15 protein-coding genes and 1 pseudogene are annotated in these 21,046 nt (G+C 35.3%); 6 read left to right on the plus strand and 10 right to left on the minus strand.

Annotated elements, in window-relative coordinates; genetic code table 11:
• The coding region (locus E0F89_RS16645) for an HYR-like domain-containing protein (protein WP_165930062.1) at positions 1-2,156 on the plus strand (2,156 nt) is incomplete at its 5' end.
• Between the two features lie 69 nt (positions 2,157-2,225).
• On the opposite strand, the gene E0F89_RS16650 is transcribed toward E0F89_RS16645, so the two are convergent.
• On the minus strand, positions 2,226-2,798 hold the full coding sequence (locus E0F89_RS16650) for a DUF1543 domain-containing protein (protein WP_131910844.1): 573 nt from the start codon (positions 2,796-2,798) through the stop codon (positions 2,226-2,228).
• 87 nt (positions 2,799-2,885) lie between these two features.
• Between E0F89_RS16650 and E0F89_RS16655 the strand changes: the two genes are divergently transcribed.
• On the plus strand, positions 2,886-3,383 hold the full coding sequence (locus tag E0F89_RS16655) for a hypothetical protein (RefSeq protein ID WP_131910845.1): 498 nt from the start codon (positions 2,886-2,888) through the stop codon (positions 3,381-3,383).
• Positions 3,384-3,454: 71 nt separating this feature from the next.
• On the opposite strand, the gene E0F89_RS16660 is transcribed toward E0F89_RS16655, so the two are convergent.
• A complete protein-coding gene (locus E0F89_RS16660; protein ID WP_131910846.1) occupies positions 3,455-4,402 on the minus strand; it encodes a TerC family protein in 948 nt (315 codons plus the stop codon).
• 289 nt (positions 4,403-4,691) lie between these two features.
• Here E0F89_RS16660 and E0F89_RS16665 point away from each other — a divergent pair, with 289 nt between their 5' ends.
• The 4 genes from E0F89_RS16665 to E0F89_RS16680 all read left to right on the plus strand — a co-directional run bounded on the left by E0F89_RS16665 (position 4,692) and on the right by E0F89_RS16680 (position 9,545).
• Positions 4,692-6,881, plus strand: a complete 2,190-nt coding sequence (locus E0F89_RS16665) for a glutamine synthetase III family protein (RefSeq protein WP_131910847.1) — start codon at positions 4,692-4,694, stop codon at positions 6,879-6,881.
• Positions 6,882-6,994: 113 nt separating this feature from the next.
• Positions 6,995-7,846, plus strand: coding sequence for an OmpA family protein (locus E0F89_RS16670; RefSeq protein WP_131910848.1), 852 nt, complete (start codon positions 6,995-6,997; stop codon positions 7,844-7,846).
• Between the two features lie 98 nt (positions 7,847-7,944).
• Positions 7,945-9,123 carry an AIR synthase related protein gene (locus tag E0F89_RS16675; protein ID WP_131910849.1) on the plus strand — a complete coding sequence of 393 codons (1,179 nt, stop codon included), beginning with the start codon at positions 7,945-7,947 and terminating at the stop codon, positions 9,121-9,123.
• Between the two features lie 62 nt (positions 9,124-9,185).
• Entirely contained in the window at positions 9,186-9,545 is a 360-nt protein-coding gene (locus E0F89_RS16680; RefSeq protein ID WP_131910850.1) for a hypothetical protein, read from the plus strand.
• A gap of 192 nt (positions 9,546-9,737) precedes the next feature.
• Here E0F89_RS16680 and E0F89_RS16685 read toward each other — a convergent pair whose 3' ends face one another.
• From E0F89_RS16685 to E0F89_RS16725, 8 genes and pseudogenes are all read right to left on the minus strand, one after another.
• The gene (locus tag E0F89_RS16685) at positions 9,738-12,566 is read right to left on the minus strand and encodes a M16 family metallopeptidase (protein WP_131910851.1); all 2,829 of its coding nucleotides are present in this window, start codon (positions 12,564-12,566) and stop codon (positions 9,738-9,740) included.
• A 179-nt stretch (positions 12,567-12,745) separates the two neighbouring features.
• The gene (locus tag E0F89_RS16690; RefSeq protein ID WP_131910852.1) at positions 12,746-14,896 is read right to left on the minus strand and encodes a PAS domain-containing protein; all 2,151 of its coding nucleotides are present in this window, start codon (positions 14,894-14,896) and stop codon (positions 12,746-12,748) included.
• Between the two features lie 973 nt (positions 14,897-15,869).
• A complete protein-coding gene (locus E0F89_RS16700) occupies positions 15,870-16,247 on the minus strand; it encodes a putative quinol monooxygenase (protein WP_131910853.1) in 378 nt (125 codons plus the stop codon).
• Between the two features lie 763 nt (positions 16,248-17,010).
• A complete protein-coding gene (locus tag E0F89_RS16705; protein ID WP_131910854.1) occupies positions 17,011-17,883 on the minus strand; it encodes an HAEPLYID family protein in 873 nt (290 codons plus the stop codon).
• A 68-nt stretch (positions 17,884-17,951) separates the two neighbouring features.
• On the minus strand, positions 17,952-18,353 hold the full coding sequence (locus E0F89_RS16710; RefSeq protein WP_131910855.1) for a hypothetical protein: 402 nt from the start codon (positions 18,351-18,353) through the stop codon (positions 17,952-17,954).
• Between the two features lie 104 nt (positions 18,354-18,457).
• Positions 18,458-18,607 (minus strand): annotated as a pseudogene (locus tag E0F89_RS17595) (Fic family protein); the annotation flags it as partial.
• Positions 18,608-19,180: 573 nt separating this feature from the next.
• Entirely contained in the window at positions 19,181-19,510 is a 330-nt protein-coding gene (locus E0F89_RS16720; RefSeq protein WP_131910856.1) for a four-helix bundle copper-binding protein, read from the minus strand.
• 505 nt (positions 19,511-20,015) lie between these two features.
• Positions 20,016-20,552 (minus strand): CIA30 family protein, encoded by a 537-nt coding sequence (locus tag E0F89_RS16725; protein ID WP_131910857.1) that lies wholly within the window; start codon positions 20,550-20,552, stop codon positions 20,016-20,018.
• Between the last annotated feature and the right edge of the window lie 494 nt (positions 20,553-21,046).

Below are 21,046 nucleotides of genomic sequence, written 5' to 3' on the forward strand. Positions count from 1 at the left end.
CGTTGAYTTTCAATGATGTGAAAACACCAGGCAACTGTGCCGGAAACTACAGTGTAACTAGAACATGGACTGCTACAGATGATTGTGGAAACTTCTCCACCGCTACGCAAACCATCAATGTTCAGGATATCACTGCACCGGTAATAGCTGCTTTACCAGCTCCATCCACTATCAATTGTCCGGCACTGCCTGCCTTTGCGCAAGCTACTGCCACCGACACCTGTGATGCATCGGTAACATTGACTTTCAATGATGTGAAAACACCACGCAACTGTGCCGGGAACTACAGTGTAACTAGAACATGGACTGCTACAGATGATTGTGGAAACTTCTCCACCGCTACGCAAACCATCAATGTTCAGGACATCACTGCACCGGTAATAGCTGCTTTACCCGCTCCATCCACTATCAATTGTCCGGCACTGCCTGCCTTTGCGCAAGCTACTGCCACTGACACTTGYGATGCATCGGTAACGTTGACTTTCAATGATGTGAAAACACCACGCAACTGTGCCGGAAACTACAGTGTAACTAGAACATGGACTGCTACAGATGATTGTGGAAACTTCTCCACCGCTACGCAAACCATYAATGTTCAGGACATCACTGCACCTGTAATCGCTGCCTTACCAGCTCCATCCACTATCAATTGTCCGGCACTGCCTGCCTTTGCGCAAGCTACTGCCACTGACACTTGTGATGCATCGGTAACATTGACTTTCAATGATGTGAAAACACCACGCAACTGTGCCGGAAACTACAGTGTAACTAGAACATGGACTGCTACAGATGATTGTGGAAACTTCTCCACCGCTACGCAAACCATTAATGTTCAGGACATCACTGCACCTGTAATCGCTGCCTTACCAGCTCCATCCACTATCAATTGTCCGGCACTGCCTGCCTTTGCGCAAGCTACTGCCACTGACACTTGTGATGCATCGGTAACGTTGACTTTCAATGATGTGAAAACACCAGGCAACTGTGCCGGAAACTACAGTGTAACTAGAACATGGACTGCTACAGATGATTGTGGAAACTTCTCCAACGCTACGCAAACCATCAATGTTCAGGACATCACTGCACCGGTAATTACGCCTCTAACAAATAAAAACCAAACTTGTGAGACAACACCAATTTTTGATACGCCAACCGCGTCAGATACCTGCGACAGTTCTGTAGATTTGACATTTGTCGACACTCAAAATAGAGAAGTGTACACTAGAACTTGGACGGCTACGGATGATTGCGGAAATACTGCTACGGCTTCGCAAACTGTTACAATAGCACTTTGTGGCCATCTATTCCCAACAGGAACTACTTGTTGCAGTTACAAAAATGATTCTGCTAAACCATTTGTAAATGTTTGTTATACCGTTGGTAAGGGAAAAACAGGAGGTACTGTAAGTAATGCCACTCCTGGGGTATTCTTTTATTATGCTAAAATTAAAGCTCCTAGTAATAGTTTTTGCATAAATATACTACAGGAAAGTCCATGTTCTGTTAATGGTAAATTGGGCTATTTTGCAGTTCAAAAAGACCAGATTATTTTATGGGATCCTAATTGTAACAAAGTGGTTAATGCGACTGTTTCAAGTGTCTCCACAGATGGGAATGTACAAATTTGTGTAACTGATGCTACCCCTGACGCAGAGTATGTGTTATCTGTTAAGTATGACACTAGATCTATCGTGGGTAAACCAGCCTCTGGAATCTGTCAATACACTTTTACAAGTTACATTGAAAATGGAGATATAGATAAATATGTGAACGGAAGCGAAGGTTCGATAAATGTGGTAGATTCTAAAAACTGTCAGACAGGCAGTGCATCTTCCGGAACTTGTTCTGGTCCAAATGCAAAAGAACCTTCTGCTCCAATCGATGCGAAAATTGAAACTACAGGTTTCGATGCTTATCCGGTTCCTTTCAGAGATCAGCTTACAATCCAATATAAATTTGATTACAAATCTGATGTGAAAATCGAGGTATTCAATGCACAAGGAATGTTAGTGCTTTCTAAAACGGATTCTGATAGTTATTTAAATAAAGAAGTAACACTGGATCTTAAAGGAAGCAGAAGACAGGAACAAGTGTATGTAGTGAAAGTAACTACTAACCAAGGAACATTTACTAAAAAAGTAATGTCTTCCAAATAATTAAAAGAAAATTAATTTTAACTAAAAAGCATCCGTTTTCGCGGATGCTTTTTTATTTTGGCCTGCCCATCAATCGGTTATTTTATTTAATTTCAAATACCCAATATGCAATTCATCTTCTTTTAAATCAATGTCAGATTTGGTAATTTTTAAGGAGTACTGTTCTTTAATTGGCGAAGGCAATATATCAGCTACATTATAGATATCGTCCACATCAATCCCGTATTTGTCGTCGATATGCGAAGGGGCACCTTTGAAGCCGCAATGTTTGTAGAAAGTGGATCTTCTGGCTTTTTTGGAAGCCAATCCCATACTTTCCGCAATAGTAAGGATTTTGTAATGGTATTCTTCAAATTCATTTTCTTTATAGCCGCCCAAGTTGATGAAGAATAAATGATCCGAAACTGAATTTACGACTGAATCTTTTGCAATAATTTCAATTGAAAAATTTTCTACAACGCAAACTTCTCTCCATGCATCAATATGAATTCGTCCTTTGGCTTCAGGCCAAAAAGCTTTCATCTGGGGGATCAAATTTTTTAAGGAATTTCCAATCCCAAAAAAAATATCGTGCTGCTCTGTAAGCCTGCCTTTCGGTATGCAGCCTAACATTATCATATAGAGTTTTAGTCTTTTTTCCATTATCAAAACTACAATAATTTTTAAAATTAAACTTTGGCACAATTCGTGAACGTAAAAAGTAAAATTAACCATTAAATATTTAAAATCATGAAAAAAATAATTACATTTTTTGCCATTGTGGGATTATTTACCTTACAAAGTTGCAGTACAAACGACGATGGACCCTATGTCGATAATGACACGATTAGCGAAGTTTTTGAAGTAACCACTTCATTTAATTCAAATAATAACTTTTCTTCATTGGTCACTTTTAATCCGCCGATTTTTGCATCGGATGTCGTATTAGTGTATCACTTATATGATATTGTAAACGGTCAAGATATTTGGAGATTGATGCCTCAAACGTATTACTTAAGTGACGGAAGAGCGTTAGACTTTAATTTTGATTTTTCAAAGTTGAGCGTTAATCTTTTTCTTGATGCTAACAGTTTGGCAACAATACCGTCAAGCTGGACGCAAAATCAAACCTTTAGGATTGTTATTATCCCGGCTAATTTTTCAACAGCGGTAAATAAAAATAATATAGATGCGGTTATGTCAGCATTGAAAGTTAACGATACCGACATTCAAAAGATTAAGTTGTAATCTGTCGTTTGTAGAATTAAAAAAAGGAAATCAATTGATTTCCTTTTTTTATGCGTTGTATTTTCTGCTGTTTAACTAAACTCTTTGCTATTCTTTCGCAGTGACACAGCAATTCCTGTAATAAGCGCAACCGCTATAAACGCAAGCGATACCCATTCTGGCAATTTGATATAATCATGAAGCAGCATTTTAAGACCTACAAAAGTTAAAATGGCAATCAGGCTATATTCCAAATAGCTGAATTTTGCTAACATATTGGCCAAGAAAAAATACATGGATCGCAAACCTAAAATGGCAAATATATTGGAACTAAAAACTAAAAATGGATCATTTGTAATGGCTAGAATTGCGGGAACGCTGTCAATAGCAAAAACCACATCCATTACTTCAATAACCACAAGAGCTACAAAAAGGGGTGTAGCGGCGGTGATGTGTCTTCTTTTTACAAAGAAATGTTCCTCATCAATATGATTGGAGATTGGTATTATTTTTCGAAGTGTTTTATAAACAAATGATTTTTTGGGTTGAAATTGCTCATCCTCTCCGCTAAACAGCATTTTCATGGCGGTGTAAATCAGGAATGTACCAAAAATATAGGTCATCCATGTGAATTTATTGATTAACATCACACCAAAAAATATCATTAAACCTCTAAATACAATAGCTCCCAGTATTCCCCAAAATAATACACGGTGTTGGTATTTCTGTGGAATTTTAAAAGCAGCAAAGATGATTGCAATGACAAATATATTATCAATACTTAACGATAATTCAATTAAATAACCCGTAATGAATTTTATTGCAGCGGTTCCTGGCTTTAATTGATCAGGATTGGGTAAATAATCTGTGGTGTAAAGCCAATAGACTATTCCGGAAAACATAAAAGATAGTGTAACCCAGATTGCGGTCCATTTACCGGCTTCCTTAGAAGTTATTATGTGCGGCGTTTTATTAAAAACTCCTAAATCAAGCGCTAAAAAAATGAAAACAGCTGTTAAAAAAGAGATCCAGACAATCATAGAATATGATATTTATATTTTGTGTAAAGATACTTTTTGATTCTTGAACTTACAGCACTATTTATTTAAAGTTTTTTGCAAAGTCAGTGTTTAATTTTTTGACTGGAGCAGCAGTAAAAAAAATAGCGCAAATCCAATAATTATTTTGCTTCTGGTAATATATTTTGTGATAATTTGAGGAAATTCAAATAATTACCCATAAAAAATACGGGTATAGTTTTGTAAAAGTAATATTTGAATTATATTTGCAACGAAATAATAGGGGTCTAATTAAATAAAAACAATTTATATGTCAACATTACGTTTTCAAGCTTTGAGAGAAGCATCGACTAGAAAGCCAGTTAAATTTGAAGAATCGGATAGGAAATCAACTATTTTTGGTTCAAATGTATTTAATGATAAAGCAATGAAGCAATATTTGACTTCAGATGCTTTCAAAGGAGTTCAAGGTGCTGTTCAGCATGGAACTAAAATAGATAGAAAATTAGCTGATTATATTGCCATGGGTATGAAAGAGTGGGCCTTGTCAAAAGGAGTGACTCATTATACGCACTGGTTTCAACCCCTTACAGGATCTACTGCTGAAAAGCATGATGCTTTTTTTGAAACATCTTACGACGGAAGTGATCCGGTAGAAAAATTTGGCGGAGCACAATTAGTACAACAAGAACCGGATGCTTCAAGTTTTCCGAATGGTGGAATTAGAAATACATTTGAAGCAAGAGGATATACAGCTTGGGATCCAACATCTCCGGCATTCATTTTTGGAACTACATTATGTATTCCTACGGTTTTTATTTCGTACACCGGAGAAGCTTTAGATTATAAAACACCTTTATTGCGTGCTCTGATGGTAATGGACGAAGCCGCTACCGAGGTATGTAAATATTTTGATAAAAATGTAAAAAAGGTTACGGCAACTTTAGGATGGGAGCAAGAGTATTTCTTAGTGGACAGAGCATTGGCAAATTCGCGTCCTGATCTTATGATGACCGGAAGAACTTTATTGGGTCATACTTCTGCAAAAGGACAACAATTGGACGACCATTATTTTGGTTCTATTCCAACTCGTGCTTTGACCTATATGAGAGATTTAGAGCAAGAATGTATGTTGCTAGGAATTCCTGTAAAAACGCGTCATAACGAAGTGGCTCCAAACCAGTTTGAATTGGCACCTATATTTGAAGAAACAAATCTTGCCGTAGATCACAACTGTTTGCTGATGGATGTGATGGAAAAAGTGGCCGAGAGACATGATTTGAAAGTGTTGTTTCACGAAAAACCGTTCAAAGGCGTTAATGGTTCAGGGAAGCACAACAACTGGTCATTAGCTACTGATACTGGAGTAAACTTGTTAAGTCCAAGTAAAACGCCAATGAGTAATTTGCAGTTTTTGACTTTCTTTATAAATACTATCAAAGCGGTAAATGATAACGAATCCTTGTTGAGAGCAGCCATTGCTTCTGCCAGTAATGATCATAGATTAGGCGCTAATGAAGCACCACCGGCAATTATATCAGTGTTTATTGGAGAACAATTAACTAAAGTTTTAGCTGAATTAGAAGGCGTAACTGCGGGAAAATTATCTCCGGAAGAAAAAACCGATTTAAAACTAAATGTTGTAGGGAAAATTCCAGATGTTCTGTTGGATAATACGGATAGAAACAGAACCTCTCCATTTGCTTTTACAGGAAATAAATTTGAGTTCAGAGCGGTAGGTTCTACTGCAAACTGTTCGAATGCGATGACTACTTTGAATGCCATAGTAGCAAAGCAACTGAGAGATTTTAAAGTTGAAGTGGATGCTTTGATCGAATCCAAAGACATGAAGAAAGACGATGCTATTTTCAATGTTTTAAGAGAATATATCAAACAATCTAAAAAAATCCTTTTTGAAGGAGATGGCTACAGCGAAGAATGGGAAGCAGAAGCTGCAAAGAGAGGTTTAAGTAATTTTAAAACTACTCCTGAAGCATTAAAAGCAAGAATTTCTAAACAATCTTTGGATTTGTTTTCGGAGCTGAACATCATGAACCATATTGAAGTGGAAGCACGCTACGAAATTGAATTGGAAGAGTACACTAAGAAAATCCAGATTGAAGGCCGAGTTTTAGGTGACATTTCTAAAAATCACGTGATACCTACAGCAATCCGTTACCAAAACACTTTGATTACAAATGTAAAAGGACTAAAAGATATTTTTGGAGATGATTTTGAAACAATCGCTAAGGAGCAAATTATCCTAATCAAAGAAATTTCAGGACATATTGAAGGCATCAATTCTAAAGTGCAAGAGATGACTAATGAAAGAAAGATAGCAAACAATTTGACTGATGCTCAAGAAATGGCAGAAGCTTATTGCCATAAAGTAAAACCATATTTTGAAATCATCAGAAATCACTGTGATAAATTAGAGTTGTTGGTTGACAATGAAATTTGGACTTTGACGAAATACAGAGAATTACTGTTTACAAAATAGGTTGTAAAACCAAATGAATTTCAAACCCGACAGGCGTCGCAACCTGTCGGGTTTTTTTTATGTGATTATATTTATTTTTTCGTTATTTTGCAACTGCTATTTAGTTGTTTTCGATGAAGATAAAATTCCTTTTTATATTCTTTTTTTATATCCTGGGTGTGTCCGCTCAAGATAAATTAGTATTGTTTTTTGACTTTAATCAGGATTTTATCAATCAAAAATCAAAAATGGAATTCAATACATGGTTGGAAAAGTCAAAAGACAAAGAAATTTTTAAAATCATCGGGTATTGCGACAGTGTTGATTCCAATAGCTACAACGATGAATTGTCTTTGCGCAGAGCAAATAATGTGTTGACTCTTTTAGAACTTAATAAGGTTCAGATAAGTGAAAAATGTGAGTTAACCGGCTTAGGAGAAGATTTTCAGCAATCGAAAAATCGAAGTGAGAACCGAAAAGTGGTCCTATATTATCAATTAAAGGCTTTGCAAAATCCCTCCAGTCAAAAAAAATCCGACAAAGAAAAAATTGTTGAAACTGCTCAGGACAAAAATGCAGTAACTAATGCACCAGAAAATCAGAGTGCGTTTATTGAAAAGATAAATAATGCGAAAGTTGGTGATTTAATCCAGCTTGAAAATTTAAATTTTTATTTGAATTCCGAAAAAATAATGGCGGAGTCGCAATCAATTCTTTCAGATCTGCTGCAGGTTCTGCGAATGAATCCGAGATTAAAAATTAATATTCATGGTCATATTTGCTGCAATAACAACCCAAACGATGTACGACTTTCCTACAGAAGATCAAAATTTGTATTTGATTATTTAATCAGAAATGGGATCTCGACTTCCAGGCTGGGACACAGAGGATTTGGCAGTAACAGACCAATTTACAAATTGCCGGAAAAAAATGAAGCCGAGCGAATTGCCAACAGGAGAGTAGAGATTCTTGTCTTGAAAAAATAGTATAATAAATCCTAAATCCTACTTCTGAATTCCTAAATCAAATTAGTATCTTTGCCGCACAACTACCTGCCTAAAAGCAGGCTTCACAACTATACTACATGAGTTCAGATACGTCAAAAAGATATGCACTTCGAGGTGTTTCAGCATCCAAAGAAGATGTACATAATGCCATAAAAAATATTGATAAAGGATTATTTCCACAAGCTTTTTGCAAAATTGTCCCGGATTATTTAACCCAAGATGATGATTATTGTCTGATTATGCATGCTGACGGAGCCGGAACTAAATCCTCTTTGGCCTACATGTATTGGAAAGAAACTGGCGACATTTCCGTTTGGAAAGGTATTGCGCAAGATGCTTTAATCATGAATATTGACGATTTATTGTGCGTTGGAGCAACAGATAATATTCTGCTTTCGTCCACAATTGGAAGAAATAAAAATTTGATCACCGCCGAAGTAATTTCAGCAATTATCAACGGAACTGAAGAGCTGATTAAAGAACTGGATTCTTTTGGGGTAACCATACACTCAACTGGTGGTGAAACCGCAGATGTGGGTGATATAGTTCGAACTATAATCGTAGATTCAACCGTTACAGCCCGAATGAAACGTTCTAAAGTGATCGATAATGCTAATATCAAAGCTGGCGACGTAATTGTAGGATTGGCTTCTTTTGGTCAGGCCACTTACGAGAAAAGCTATAATGGCGGAATGGGAAGCAACGGATTAACATCAGCGCGCCATGATGTATTCGGGAAGTATTTGGCTACCAAATATCCCGAGAGTTTTGATGCTGCAGTTCCTGAGGAATTAATCTATTCTGGGCAAGTAAAATTGACAGATGCCGTTGAAAATTCACCAATCGATGCCGGACAATTAGTGCTGTCACCAACCAGAACCTATGCACCAATCATCAAGAAAATTTTAGACCAATATTCTTCTAATGAAATTCACGGAATGGTGCATTGCAGTGGAGGAGCGCAAACTAAAATTTTACATTTCGTAGAAAATTTACACATTATAAAAGACAATTTATTTCCAGTTCCGCCCTTGTTTCAGTTAATTCAAGAGCAATCTAAAACGGATTGGAAAGAAATGTACCAGGTTTTCAACTGTGGTCACCGTATGGAAATTTATGTTCCGGAAGCAGTTGCGCAAGACATTATAGCGATTTCAAAATCATTCAATGTTGATGCACAAATTGTAGGTAGAGTAGAAGCTGCCAATACTAAAAAACTGACTATTACCAGTGAATACGGAACTTTTGAATACTAAGAAGCTTTAATAGAAGCTCATTGTTCATTCTTTCAATTCTTTAATCTTTAAATTTTTTATCTATGTACGAATTGGTTTTTTGGAAATATCTTGAGGGAATTTATCTCAACCATCACTTAGTTTATGAAGCGATTATTGAAGAGCAAGCCGAAATTGAAGGTCTGGAAGAACTTCCGGTTCAAGTGATCTTGAACAGAATTGCTTCCGTTTTCTCCAAATGGGAAAAAGTAGATGAGAATAGTTGGAAAAATAACAATGGAGTGGGTGCTTTTCATATCAGAACGACACCACAAAGTATAAAAATTGATTGTTATGGCACTGAAGGAAAAACAATGGATACTTTAGTGAATGTAATGGAAGAGTTCAAATGTCCGCTCTATGATCCGCAAGTTCCGGAACGTCATGACGAAATGAATGAATAAAATTTTCAGGAGCTTATCCAGCACTCCGTTACAATACTCCCTTAAAAAAAATATTTTTCTAAATCCTGAAAGGAGCTTCCGTTGGTCGCTCTTTCAGGACAAGAAAAATTATTTTTTTTTCAGTCGTTATTTTCACTTCGATCTGGGCTAAAACAGTCAGTGATGTATAACCCAAATTAGTTTAAAATCAACTTATTTTATCGCTGGTTTATTTAGAAGAATTGGCTCTCCAAAACCAATTTGCTCTAGCTTTTTTAACTGCGTTTCAGCATCACCTACTATTAAATAAATCATTTTATCAGCATTCAAATATTTCTCTGAAAGTTTTTTTATCGCGTCAATAGTGCTGTTCTTCACAATATTTTCCTGTTGCTTTGCGTAATCATCAGCATAATTATAGTTGCTGATATCATATAACATTTCCAATTTTGATGACAATGTTTCAAATGCTCGTGCATTACTTTTTATTAAATATCCTTTCGTCACCTCAAGATCATTCTCAGTAAAGTTTTTTCCATATTGTGAAAGAATTTCTTTAATCAAACTAACGGATTCAAAGGTTACATTTGAACGCACACCGCTTGACACTGCAAATGGACCTTTGTTGACAGAGCCATTAAACGATGAATTGATTCCATACGTATATCCTTTTCCTTCGCGCAATTGTTGCGTCAATTGTGAGGCGAAACTACCACCGCCTAACCGGTAATTCATAATTTGTACGGGATAAAAATCCGGGTCAGTTGCTGCAAGGGCAGGATAACCAATTCGGATTACAGATTGTTTTGCACCCGGAACATCATAAAAATAAATTTTCGAGGACGCTACCGTATTCGTAACAATTGGTTTACGAACCATAACTTTTTTAGCCTCCCAGTTTTTATTTAAAGTCGCTAATGAATTGGTCACATCTGTTTTTGCAATAGCGCCAACAATTTGAAAATTAGCAACTGATGGAGCTACATTATTAGCATAATAATTTTTTAAATCATCAATCGTAATGCTATTTACAGAATTTTCGGTCCCAATTCGGTTGTTCGCCAAAATCGATTCTTTACCGTAAAGTAATTTTTTAAATTCATTTCTGGCAATACTATTTGGATCCGCTTTCTGCTGCAAAATTTGACTTAAAGTACTTTGTTTAATTAAATCATATTCTTTTGCGTCCCAGCGCGGTTGCAATATTATTTCCTGAACTAATGCCATAGTGGCAGCGTAATTCTTTGCCAGAGTATTTCCTGAAATAAAAATGGATTCATCAGTTGCATACGCTCTAATAGTTGCGCCAAGACTTTCGATAGCATTTTCCAGTTGCTCGGGAGTTTTATTTTTGGTTCCTTTTGTCATCAGTTCCGCTAACATATTTGAAACGCCTATTTTATTAGTGTTTTCAAGCAACATTCCGCCTTTTATTTGCAGTTGAAATTGAACAAGTGGCACTTCGTGGTTTTCAATTCCTAATACGTTTAGACCGGATGACAACTTGCTTTTCCAAACAGTTGGTAATTTTACATCAGGACTTTCTCCATAAGCCGGTTCAACAGTTCGGTCAAATTTAGAAGGTGTTTTTTTATACGTTGCAGCAATACTGGCATCAAAGAAATCTTCTTTTCCTTCAACGATTTTTTCTTCAACAACCTCGGCTAATGTTGAACCAGCCAAAATTAAATTTGCCTCTCCTTTCGGAACAAAACTAGTGGCAACAAAATGCTTTCCTTTGATGTATTTTTGATACACACGCATCACATCTTCAGTAGTCACCGCAAGAATGTTTTTTACATCTTGATTGATATAATCCGGAGTTCCTGCAAAAATTTCATATTGCGCCAGTTGAAAACCTTTTCCTAAAACACTGGATAAATTGGTGTAAAAAGCAGTTTCTTGCCCGGCTTTAATTCGATTTAAATCCTGTTGTGAAATTCCTTCAGCTTCAAAGTTTTTAAAAGCTTCGTTTACGCCATTCATTACTTCATTCAAATTTGTTTTTTCGAAAGCGGTTACGCTCAACATGTATTGACCCGCAATTTCTGAATTGTATTGAAAAACGTCAGCGGCATCCGTTACTTTTTTTTCTTCTACCAAGGTTTTGTATAAAGGCGCTTTTTTACCTTTGGAAAGATAACTGGCCAAAACTTCCAGTGCGTAACTGTCAGGATGGTATTCGTAAACCGAAGGCCAAGTCAATGTGAGTTGCGGCAATTTGGCAAAATTATCTTCGTAATATAGTTTCTTAGTTTCGGTCAACGTTACAGACTGCTTTTCCATTTTAGGAATAGCTTCACCGCGTTTTATTTCTCCGAAGTATTTTTCGACCCACGCTTTGGTTTGTTTAACATCAAAATCTCCGGCAATAGTTAATGTCACATTGTTGGGTACATACCAGCGATTGTAAAAACTTTTTACATCTTCAAGCGTCGCATTTTGTAAATCTTCCAATGAACCAATAACATCCCAACTGTACGGATGCGTTGCCGGATATAAATTTTTAGAGATTACTGAAAAATTATGTCCGTAAGGTCGGTTGTCATAACTCTGTCTTTTTTCATTTTTAACGACCTGCTTTTCTTTGGCTAAAACCGGCTCTGTTACCGTGTTGATAAAGTAGCCCAATTTATCGGCTTCTGCCCAAATCATTTTTTCTAATGCATCTTTTGGAACAGTCTGGAAATAATTAGTGCGGTCTCTGCTGGTAGAACCATTGGCACCAGCCCCGCCAATACGAGCACTCATTTTATCCAGACCTCCTTTTCCTAAATTCTCCGATTCCAGGAAAAGTAAATGCTCGAACAAATGTGCAAATCCTGTACGACCCGCTTTTTCTCTGGCAGAACCTACATGGCTGGTCAACGCAACTGCAACCACAGGATCTGATCGGTCAATATGCAAGATGACTTGCAATCCGTTATCTAAAGTGAATTTTTCAAATGCGACTTTAAACTCTTTTGATTTTTGATTTTGGGAGTGGGATGAAAAAGTGCTAAAAAGCACCAAAAAGCACATTAATAACTGGATTGGTTTCATTTTTTAAATTTAGGTTCAACGTTATTTTTACGGCAAAGTATATTTTGCTTTAGACGCTAAAAGTAAGAAAAAAATAAAATAATAAAGCAGTAGAATGTGATAATAAATCAGGAAAATTACGGAAAAATACGCTTTACCGATGTGAATTTCTAAATTAAAATCCTTCAGTTGGTTTCGTTTTAAATCATCGTATCGCCACCTTTTCTAAAACCTATCAGCTGTCTGTATTTTGACTGTGTTTCTTTTAAATCTTCCTCCATTTGTTTGTATTTGCTGATGTCTTTTATCGTCACAACAGCTGCCACCACATTATTATTTTGATCCACTAATGGCCTGCCGCTAATGAGCACTCTTTTCTTTTCCTGTGCCACAGGATTCCAGAGAATTATTTCAACATCAGTACTGACTTGTCCGTTTAGCGCACGTTCCATCGGTAAGTTTTGCGAAGGAAAAATGGTCTTTTCATCAGGGAAAAAAAGCTCGAAATGATTGCTTAAATCCGTCGATATTTTATCATCTTCTTCAATTCCGAAAATCTCATTAGCCATATAATTAGCCATGATTATTTTTTTATCGACATTGGCCACAATTATTCCTTCACTGATATTTTCGACGATCAACCGTAATTTTTCTTCATTTTCGTAGAGGTTGTCAATGGCTGTTTGCTGTTCATTTTCGAGTTCTACAAGCTCGGTAACATTTCGGGCAACAGAATAAAACACCCTGTTTTGAAGATCGATATTACTATTCCAATCGAGCCATTTATAAGAGCCGTCTTTACAAAGGAACTGAGTTCTGAAATTGATAATAGATTCTCCTTTTAAGTGTCTTTGCAGCGCTTCGCTGGCTGTTTGTTTATCGTCAGGATGAATTAAATCTATGAATTTAATTTTATTCACGTCTTCTTGAGTGTATCCAAGTGTTTTGGTAAAAGCGGGATTGATTTTAATAAAATGTTCCTCTTTGGCTACGGTTAAAATATCAAATGCCATGTCAAAAAACATGTTTGATATTTTTAAAGATTCTTCATTTGCAATTCTTTCGGTTACATCTCTTGCAACAGCGTATATAATTCCTGTTTGCATATCGATAGTACTGGTCCAGTCAAACCATTTATAGGAATCGTCTTTTAGGCGTTCCCGAACTCGCGTGGTAATCACTGAATCACTGATTTTCAACTTTTTGATGCCATCCATAAAAACTGCAACGTCGTCAGGATGTATGAAACTTAAGAAGGGTTTGTTTAGTATTTCTTGCTGATTGTATCCTAAAATTCTCGTGAAAGCAGGATTAACTTTTACAAAATTGTGTTCTTTTATCACGACAAACATTTCAGATGACAGGTTAAAAAATGTATTAGCAATATTTAGCGCGTTTTCAATCTCTTTTTTCTCTGTGATATCGCTGGCAACTGCATACAATAGTCCAGTTTTTACATCGGGAAAAACGGACCAAACCAGCCATTTGACAGTTCCGTCTTTACAAATGTAGCGGTTTTCGAATTTAATTGACAAAGCGCCGGTTTGAAGTTTTATCACTTCTTTTTTAGTGATTTCTTGGTCATCAGGATGCGTAAAATGCAAGAAGTTTTTGCTCAGCAATTCTTCTTCTGAATATCCTAAAATCTTACTGACTGCAGGATTCACTTTTACAAATTTTTCCATCGACGAAATAATCATCATGTCTACTGACATTGTAAAGAATTTTTCAGCGGCAGTGAAAGACTCTTCCAGTTTTTTTCTCTCGGATATATCTGTAAAAATTCCACCAATGGCGTAAATTCTTTTTGAGGAATCATATATCGGAAATTTCACGGCAATGTAAGTATGAATTCCGTCGGGAAGCTGAATAGTTTCTTCCGTTTTTAATTCCTTCAATGCCTTTACAACCTCAAAATCAGAATTTCTATAGGCGTCCGCTGCAGCAATAGGCATGAAGTCATGGTCAGTTTTACCTATTATTTCTTCATTTTTGATGTTAAATAAAGATTCAAATTGTTTATTCGTCAACAGATATTCGCCGTTTATTTTCTTTATGAAAATGGGGCTCAACGTGTTGTCCATAATGGATTGCAGTAATTGTTTGTTTTCCAAAAGTAAATTCTGCGCAATATTTTTAGACCGAAGTTGGGAACGGATAATGAAATACACAACGGTCAACAAAATAAGGGAAAGAATAATCAAAGCTATTTCTATCCAATTCAAAGAATTATCCAAAGCTTGGTCTCTTTGTTTATCAATCCTTAAAATAAAAACCCAGGCAATGGCAAAAACAACAAATATATTGAGTATAAATCCAGTGATTATTTTTTTTTCTAAAGAAATTTTCATGGTCGAAACTGTATTAAAATTAAATAGTATTCACCGAAATATTCAGAATTTACAATGCCAAAATAGTAGATGAAAGTTACTGAATTAAATCCAATTAACAAGTGTTTCTTTAATATTTGTCAGTGCTAACATTCCAATAGAGAAGGTTTTAAGATTCTGTCGTTAGGTTTTTTGAAGTGAAAATTACGGTAGGTTTGCTGCTGCGACTTTGTCGCTTCTGAGGATATTTTTTTTGATTTTAAACTTTTTTTCGCGAATCTGAATTCAATTTTTTTTAGCAAATACGCTAAAAATATAAAGCGAGTCGAATTATTTAGTATTGAATTCTCCCCAATGCCATAGATTTCCCGCTGGGTCATATACAAAACATTCTTTTACCATTCCAGCTCTCGAACAGGCACTAATTTTATAGTTTTATATTTCGAGGTAAGATTAATTGCCATCAATTCGTTATAAAACTGTCATACATTCTCCACTTCCATAAAAAGCGTCGTGTTTTCGGTCTAATCTTTTAAGTAGGCATTCTGTAAATAAAATCCGAACTACGCTGTATTGAAATAGCTCATTTTGGAAGATAAAATGATTTTCTGGAATCCAAGATGTCGATTAATCGGCGTGACTCCTCATAATCCTTTGCTCCGACGAATCGTGGAATTAATTTTGCCACACGCATCGATCATATTCATTGTCTAATTTATTCTTAGCAAATTGTTTTTTATCCTTTTTAAAAAAGCATAAAAATTAGCGTTTTGATAAACAAAAGTTGTTTTGGCAGTACATTACGCAGCATCAAATTTTTCACTTACAGGAAACTTCACTTTTGTTCCCTGAAAATACAAAACTCACAGTTCTATAGGTGTATTTGTAGGATCGCATAAAGAATAAAATCCTTATTTCTTATCGTTTTAGTGTCAAAGAAGTGCCGGTTTTCAAAATATAGAAGTTTAAATTCGCCAACTTTTAACTGGCGGAACTATTTATAAACGGCATTGACTTTCCAAAAAGTTATTTCTGGCGGACCATCTAAAAATGCTTGTGATTCTACAATAAATCGTTGCATATGCTCCGTTTTCAAATGCTGATTCTTATAATATAATTCGTCATCCCATTCCTCATACAACAAAACATTAGAATTGTCTTTCTGGTCTACATGCAATCTGAGATTTATAAAGTGATCTTCTTTTTTGACCTGCTCAAGTAACTTCTTTAAGCCCGTAATCGCATCTACATTTTTATGTTGCAGAGTTTTGTACTGTACGATGACAATAATATTGTTTGCTGAATCTTGCTTTTCACATCCGGTGAAAAGTAAACTGATAAATAATGTTAAAATCAATAGTAGTTTTTTCATGATATAAAAATGTTTGATATTAATGAGCGGATTCTCGTCGTTTTTAAGGTCAGTTTGCTGTAAAACGTGCAAATCAACTTTAATTGCTAAATCGTGAAGTAAATATATGTGATTTAAACTACAATCAGAATTGTTTATCAAAAAAGCAGTCAAATTTCCTTAATGGAAAATCTCGATCAACTAACCAAATTACAGAAAAAACAGCACTAAATTTTCTAATAAATCACTATCAAAACATTACTGAAAGCTACAGTTTTATTAACCTGATATCAGGTTTCCTTCTGTAGGATTTTCAATGTTCGTGCTGCGTGCGCAACGAAATTTTAGCTTTAGTAGGCTGTTTTTTAGTAAAGTTCTTAATGATTTTCTAAATCGTTTATTTTAATGTTTTCTGCTAAAGTTTTTCCTTCTGGATTTACTAAACGATTTTTTGGTAATTCATCTTCATTATATCTAATAGTAATTTTGCCGTTAAAACCTTTGTTTTAATTTACATTAATTCCTTAAGTTTTTCTTGATCAAATACATTTATCCATTTTGATTTTTCTTGGTCGATTGCAACTCCAACAATTTCAAAATAACTTTTTCTATTGTCTTCATACACTTTTCTTAATTCATGTAATTGTCCTCGGCAATGTCCACAATAAATTGCCTAAAAATCTGTTAAGATCTATTTACCTTTTATAGACCACAGCAAAAAAAAACCTTGCTCAAGATTATATTGGCAAGGTTTCTAATTTTTAATTGAGTGATACTATTTTTATTAATGTGACGGTTCGTATATTAACCGTAAAAAGGTACTAAATCTTTGAATTTCTCTTTTTATCGGGATTCCAGTGACAATTCCGATAAGTAATTTTTTAGTAACCTCCACTCGCATTTGTGGACGAATGGTCATGTCAAAATCATTTTCTTTTATTTCCTTATTAAACTCAACACCAATAAAATTTCTACTTCCTGGAATCATATAATGGACATTAGAGTTGATTTGCCAGTTCGTTTCTTGTGCGTTATCTGCAAAACGTGTCGAAAATTGAGGACCAGTGTATAAAAGGGTATGGAAATTTTGACCCCAGCGCTTTGCAACTACCAAAAATGGATTGTAGACATTTCCAGTAAAGAAAGTATCACTTTGGTAATTTTTAAAATCGGTTAACTGAAATTCATGAATGTAGCCCAATGCCATTGACAGCTTCTTTTTTTCGGAAACAAAAAAAGTATATTGCGCCGCTAATTTTATGCTGTGTAGGCTGCTACCGGGAGTCTCAGCATCACTGATAGTAGGGTAATATATTGAAAAGGGTAATTCTATTTCAAGACCTAATCGGTCAATTGGTGCCCACTCATATTCTATCAATGCAGTATATTCATCATGGGTGATATTGTCTGTTAAACCTAGACCAACATTCCATTCGCGTTCCCCTTTTCTGGCGCCTAGATCTCTAATCAAATCGATATAAAGAGGTTCTGCGTGCAATACTTTGGGTCTGTCTTTTTTACCTTCAACTTCTTGAATGTACAGACTGTCTTTTATACTATTACTTTGATTTTTTTCTTTTTGTGCATGAGCAATGTTAACTATAAGTAGTGTTAATACCAAAGTCCACACCTTCGTTTCTAAATAGTGGGTATTCATTTTAGTTTGTTTTATTTTTATTAATAAAGGGTCGTCCTTTCTTTTTTTATAAAAAAGGGATATATCATTTAAACAATAAATAAAACTTCAGGAGGGGGAGTATTGATTTCAAAAAAAGGGATCAAAATAATTAGATTTTGCCCTGATAAATACTGATTTTTAAGAGTTAAAAATTTTGGGTTGATGTGAAAGAAAGCGCTTGGTACAACGAAAATGCCTAGGCTAAAGGTGATTTTACCAGCGATATTTTCGTTAGTATCATTATCATCATATTCAGCAATTGCATTATCGTAACCCAACAATTTCTCTACAATAATTTCAATAATGCTCTCTTGATCATTATAGGTCAGATTTTCGGGTACATAATTAGGTTGTACATCTGCAGAATCAACACAACAATTCAGAAAATATAAGGACATGAAACCCCAAAAATATCGAATTAATAAAGTATTTCGTGCTGCTTTAATCATTTTGCATAATTAAACATATTTAAGTTATCCTGATTATAAATATACGTTAAAAAAAATATCACGTATCTAAATTTAAGGTTTTCACGGATTACTGTTCTGATTTATAAGGATGAATGTATAATTTTAATTCTATTCTGTTTACCAAGTTGTGGAGATTGCTTACTTAGGTAATTAGCATTGACTTCAGCAATTTTTATGGAAATTGAACGTATCAATTTTAAAATTTTCAGCGTGATGTTATAACGTGGTTTCATGGATACTATCATTTGATAGGATCAAAAGTAATTTTTTTCTGAATGTTCAAGATTATTACCACTAACTTCAGTTTATACAAAAACTTCCAAATGAATTCTATTCGGTTAATCAAAGAGTAAATATATATGATTTAACTAAAGTCAAAATTGTTTGTCAAAAAAGTACTTAAATTTCATTAGTGGAAAATCTCAATTAACCAACCAAAATTATAGAAAAAAGAGAATGAAAGATCCTATAGTAATCCTCTCTCCCAATAGTATAAAAAATCCATGGTGCTAGCGGACTTGTAATAAGTTCCCTTCAACACTTGATTCATTGGTTGGCTACTCATGCAATGAACTTTAGCTGTTCGTGGATGGGTTTTACTTTATCCATAGAGTAGTGTCAGTCAATTTCGGTGAGAAGATGACTAAAAGCGATTTAATTTCATTTGACATTCATTGCTCTTTTGTGTCAACTGGCGTGGGTATAAAAATAAATTTGTGCTTGCAAATGCGTTAGCACTTTCAAGCACAAATTTATCTCTTGCGGGAAATAAACACTTACGCATTACAAGAGTTTTTGCGATTTACTTATGCTTGTTCTGCAAGCATAGATTTACATTCTGCTGCACATTTCCGACAAGCATCAGCACATTCTTTGCAATGTTTCATGTCAGCGTGTTTTTCACATTCAGTTGCACAAGCATTACAAGCCTCTTCACATTTTTTGCAAAGAGCATCAAGGTTTGAATTTGTTTTGCTTGCAGCAATTAAAGCGTTGCAAGCAGCAGCACAAGCGATACAAAGTGCTACGGAATATTCCATTCCCGCTTTGCCTTTGTTTTCTGTTGAGCAAGTTTCACATGCCTCAGCACATATCTCGCAAGCATCAACGCAACTTTCAATTTTTTCATTTTTCATTTTTTATAATTTTAGTTTATAACGTAATTAAAATGTTATCTAAAGATAAAAAAAACATAGCAGGGATTACTTAATTATGGAGTAAGTTACATAATTCAAACTTTTGCGAAAAGAAGTCAATCTCTTTCTTTTACTCTTCAGGTCAAACTTTAGGTTCCGAATGAAATTATTTTGATTGTTGCAATTACTGTCAGCGTAGCATAATTTCGATGAATTGGTTGTTGAGCATGGGAATACAGAGTTGATATACTCTCTTTAATCGTTGCATCGAATGATGAAGGTAGAGGCTATAAAAATGATCATTATGGATTGCTAACGTTTAAAGCTTGGCGCGGAAGCAGATCACGATGCGACAAACTGTCAACCATCACAAAATTTGAAATAAGGTTGAATATTCTATAGTTCGATCAGCCTACTTTTTTATCAAACGCCTATTATCGGATTGGCGTTCCTGTTGTTCGTATGTTTTACTCCTCTCCAAAATAAGCGCTGTCAATCTGGCAATTTACTCCATACCTATCCAATCAATTAACAATACAAAGTCTTCCTCTTGTTTGTTGGCAATCATAAAACTCAGTTGTGTGATCGTTTTAAAATTGAAATTCGGAATGTTTAATTTGCGGCCGCGAAACTGAGGGTAAAAGTCACTGATTTCTAACTTGATATTTTCCCATTCTCCTGAAGTGGCAAATTGGTGTACATAAGACTCGGACTGAAAATCCTCACCCTTCAAACGAAATTCATAGCGCTTACCGTCTCCTTTTATGCGCAAAACGATGAATTTCTTTTCTTCCGCAACTTTTATCGTTGTGTTCAATAAAACCGAGGCAAATCCGCCGTTGTTCGCTAATGAAACGTGACCTGAAAATTGTCCATATCCGGCTTCGGTAAGCATTAAGGAACTTTTGGACAGACCACCCATAACACCATCGTTGACAATACGCCATTCCTTGATATTTGTTTGCTTGGAGAACGTATAAATTTTATTCATGTTTGTTGAACTGGATAAGGTGAGTGTCAGTAAAATTAAAAGGCATTTCATCTTTTGTATTTTTTTAAACTATTAAAGACTTTAAAAGGAGACCGTATTTCAAGCGGTTTGTTTTCTAGGTTTATCAATTTCGCAGTTGTTTTCGCCGTGTCTTTTTTCGATGCTGGCCATTCACTGGTACATCGGCTATAGAAAAACTTGATATATAAATTCAAAAATGGCGTGACTGCCGAAAGTTTGTTTCGCATTATCGGCTATCAAATGTATAACTTTTAATATACTGTTACAATTGAATAGAGAAAAATCCTTTAATTTTTGTGGTGAAAGATGGGCCTAGTTTTCCTGTTTAGTCTGTATTTTATCATTGTTGGAATTTTGGTCAGGCTGAATGCTCTTCAATTCAATGGAGTTTCATTTTTTGTACACGATTTCATTTTCCACTGGCAGTCGGGGGATTTGGAGTAATTCTTCATTTGATAGTAAAAATGGGCACGAAATGCAATTGCACGCGAACGGGTTCCAAATAGATGTATCATCGTCAAAGA

Source organism: Flavobacterium caseinilyticum (assembly GCF_004349085.1).
Classification (GTDB): Bacteria; Bacteroidota; Bacteroidia; order Flavobacteriales; family Flavobacteriaceae; genus Flavobacterium; species Flavobacterium caseinilyticum.

Excerpts from the sequence above, each read along its gene's own strand:
- E0F89_RS16650 (WP_131910844.1), bottom strand. The coding sequence starts at position 2,798 with ATGGAAAAAAGACTAAAACTCTATATGATAATGTTAGGCTGCATACCG.
- E0F89_RS16655 (WP_131910845.1), top strand. The coding sequence starts at position 2,886 with ATGAAAAAAATAATTACATTTTTTGCCATTGTGGGATTATTTACCTTA.
- E0F89_RS16660 (WP_131910846.1), bottom strand. The coding sequence starts at position 4,402 with ATGATTGTCTGGATCTCTTTTTTAACAGCTGTTTTCATTTTTTTAGCG.
- E0F89_RS16665 (WP_131910847.1), top strand. The coding sequence starts at position 4,692 with ATGTCAACATTACGTTTTCAAGCTTTGAGAGAAGCATCGACTAGAAAG.
- E0F89_RS16670 (WP_131910848.1), top strand. The coding sequence starts at position 6,995 with ATGAAGATAAAATTCCTTTTTATATTCTTTTTTTATATCCTGGGTGTG.
- E0F89_RS16675 (WP_131910849.1), top strand. The coding sequence starts at position 7,945 with ATGAGTTCAGATACGTCAAAAAGATATGCACTTCGAGGTGTTTCAGCA.
- E0F89_RS16680 (WP_131910850.1), top strand. The coding sequence starts at position 9,186 with ATGTACGAATTGGTTTTTTGGAAATATCTTGAGGGAATTTATCTCAAC.
- E0F89_RS16685 (WP_131910851.1), bottom strand. The coding sequence starts at position 12,566 with ATGAAACCAATCCAGTTATTAATGTGCTTTTTGGTGCTTTTTAGCACT.
- E0F89_RS16690 (WP_131910852.1), bottom strand. The coding sequence starts at position 14,896 with ATGAAAATTTCTTTAGAAAAAAAAATAATCACTGGATTTATACTCAAT.
- E0F89_RS16700 (WP_131910853.1), bottom strand. The coding sequence starts at position 16,247 with ATGAAAAAACTACTATTGATTTTAACATTATTTATCAGTTTACTTTTC.
- E0F89_RS16705 (WP_131910854.1), bottom strand. The coding sequence starts at position 17,883 with ATGAATACCCACTATTTAGAAACGAAGGTGTGGACTTTGGTATTAACA.
- E0F89_RS16710 (WP_131910855.1), bottom strand. The coding sequence starts at position 18,353 with ATGATTAAAGCAGCACGAAATACTTTATTAATTCGATATTTTTGGGGT.
- E0F89_RS16720 (WP_131910856.1), bottom strand. The coding sequence starts at position 19,510 with ATGAAAAATGAAAAAATTGAAAGTTGCGTTGATGCTTGCGAGATATGT.
- E0F89_RS16725 (WP_131910857.1), bottom strand. The coding sequence starts at position 20,552 with ATGAAATGCCTTTTAATTTTACTGACACTCACCTTATCCAGTTCAACA.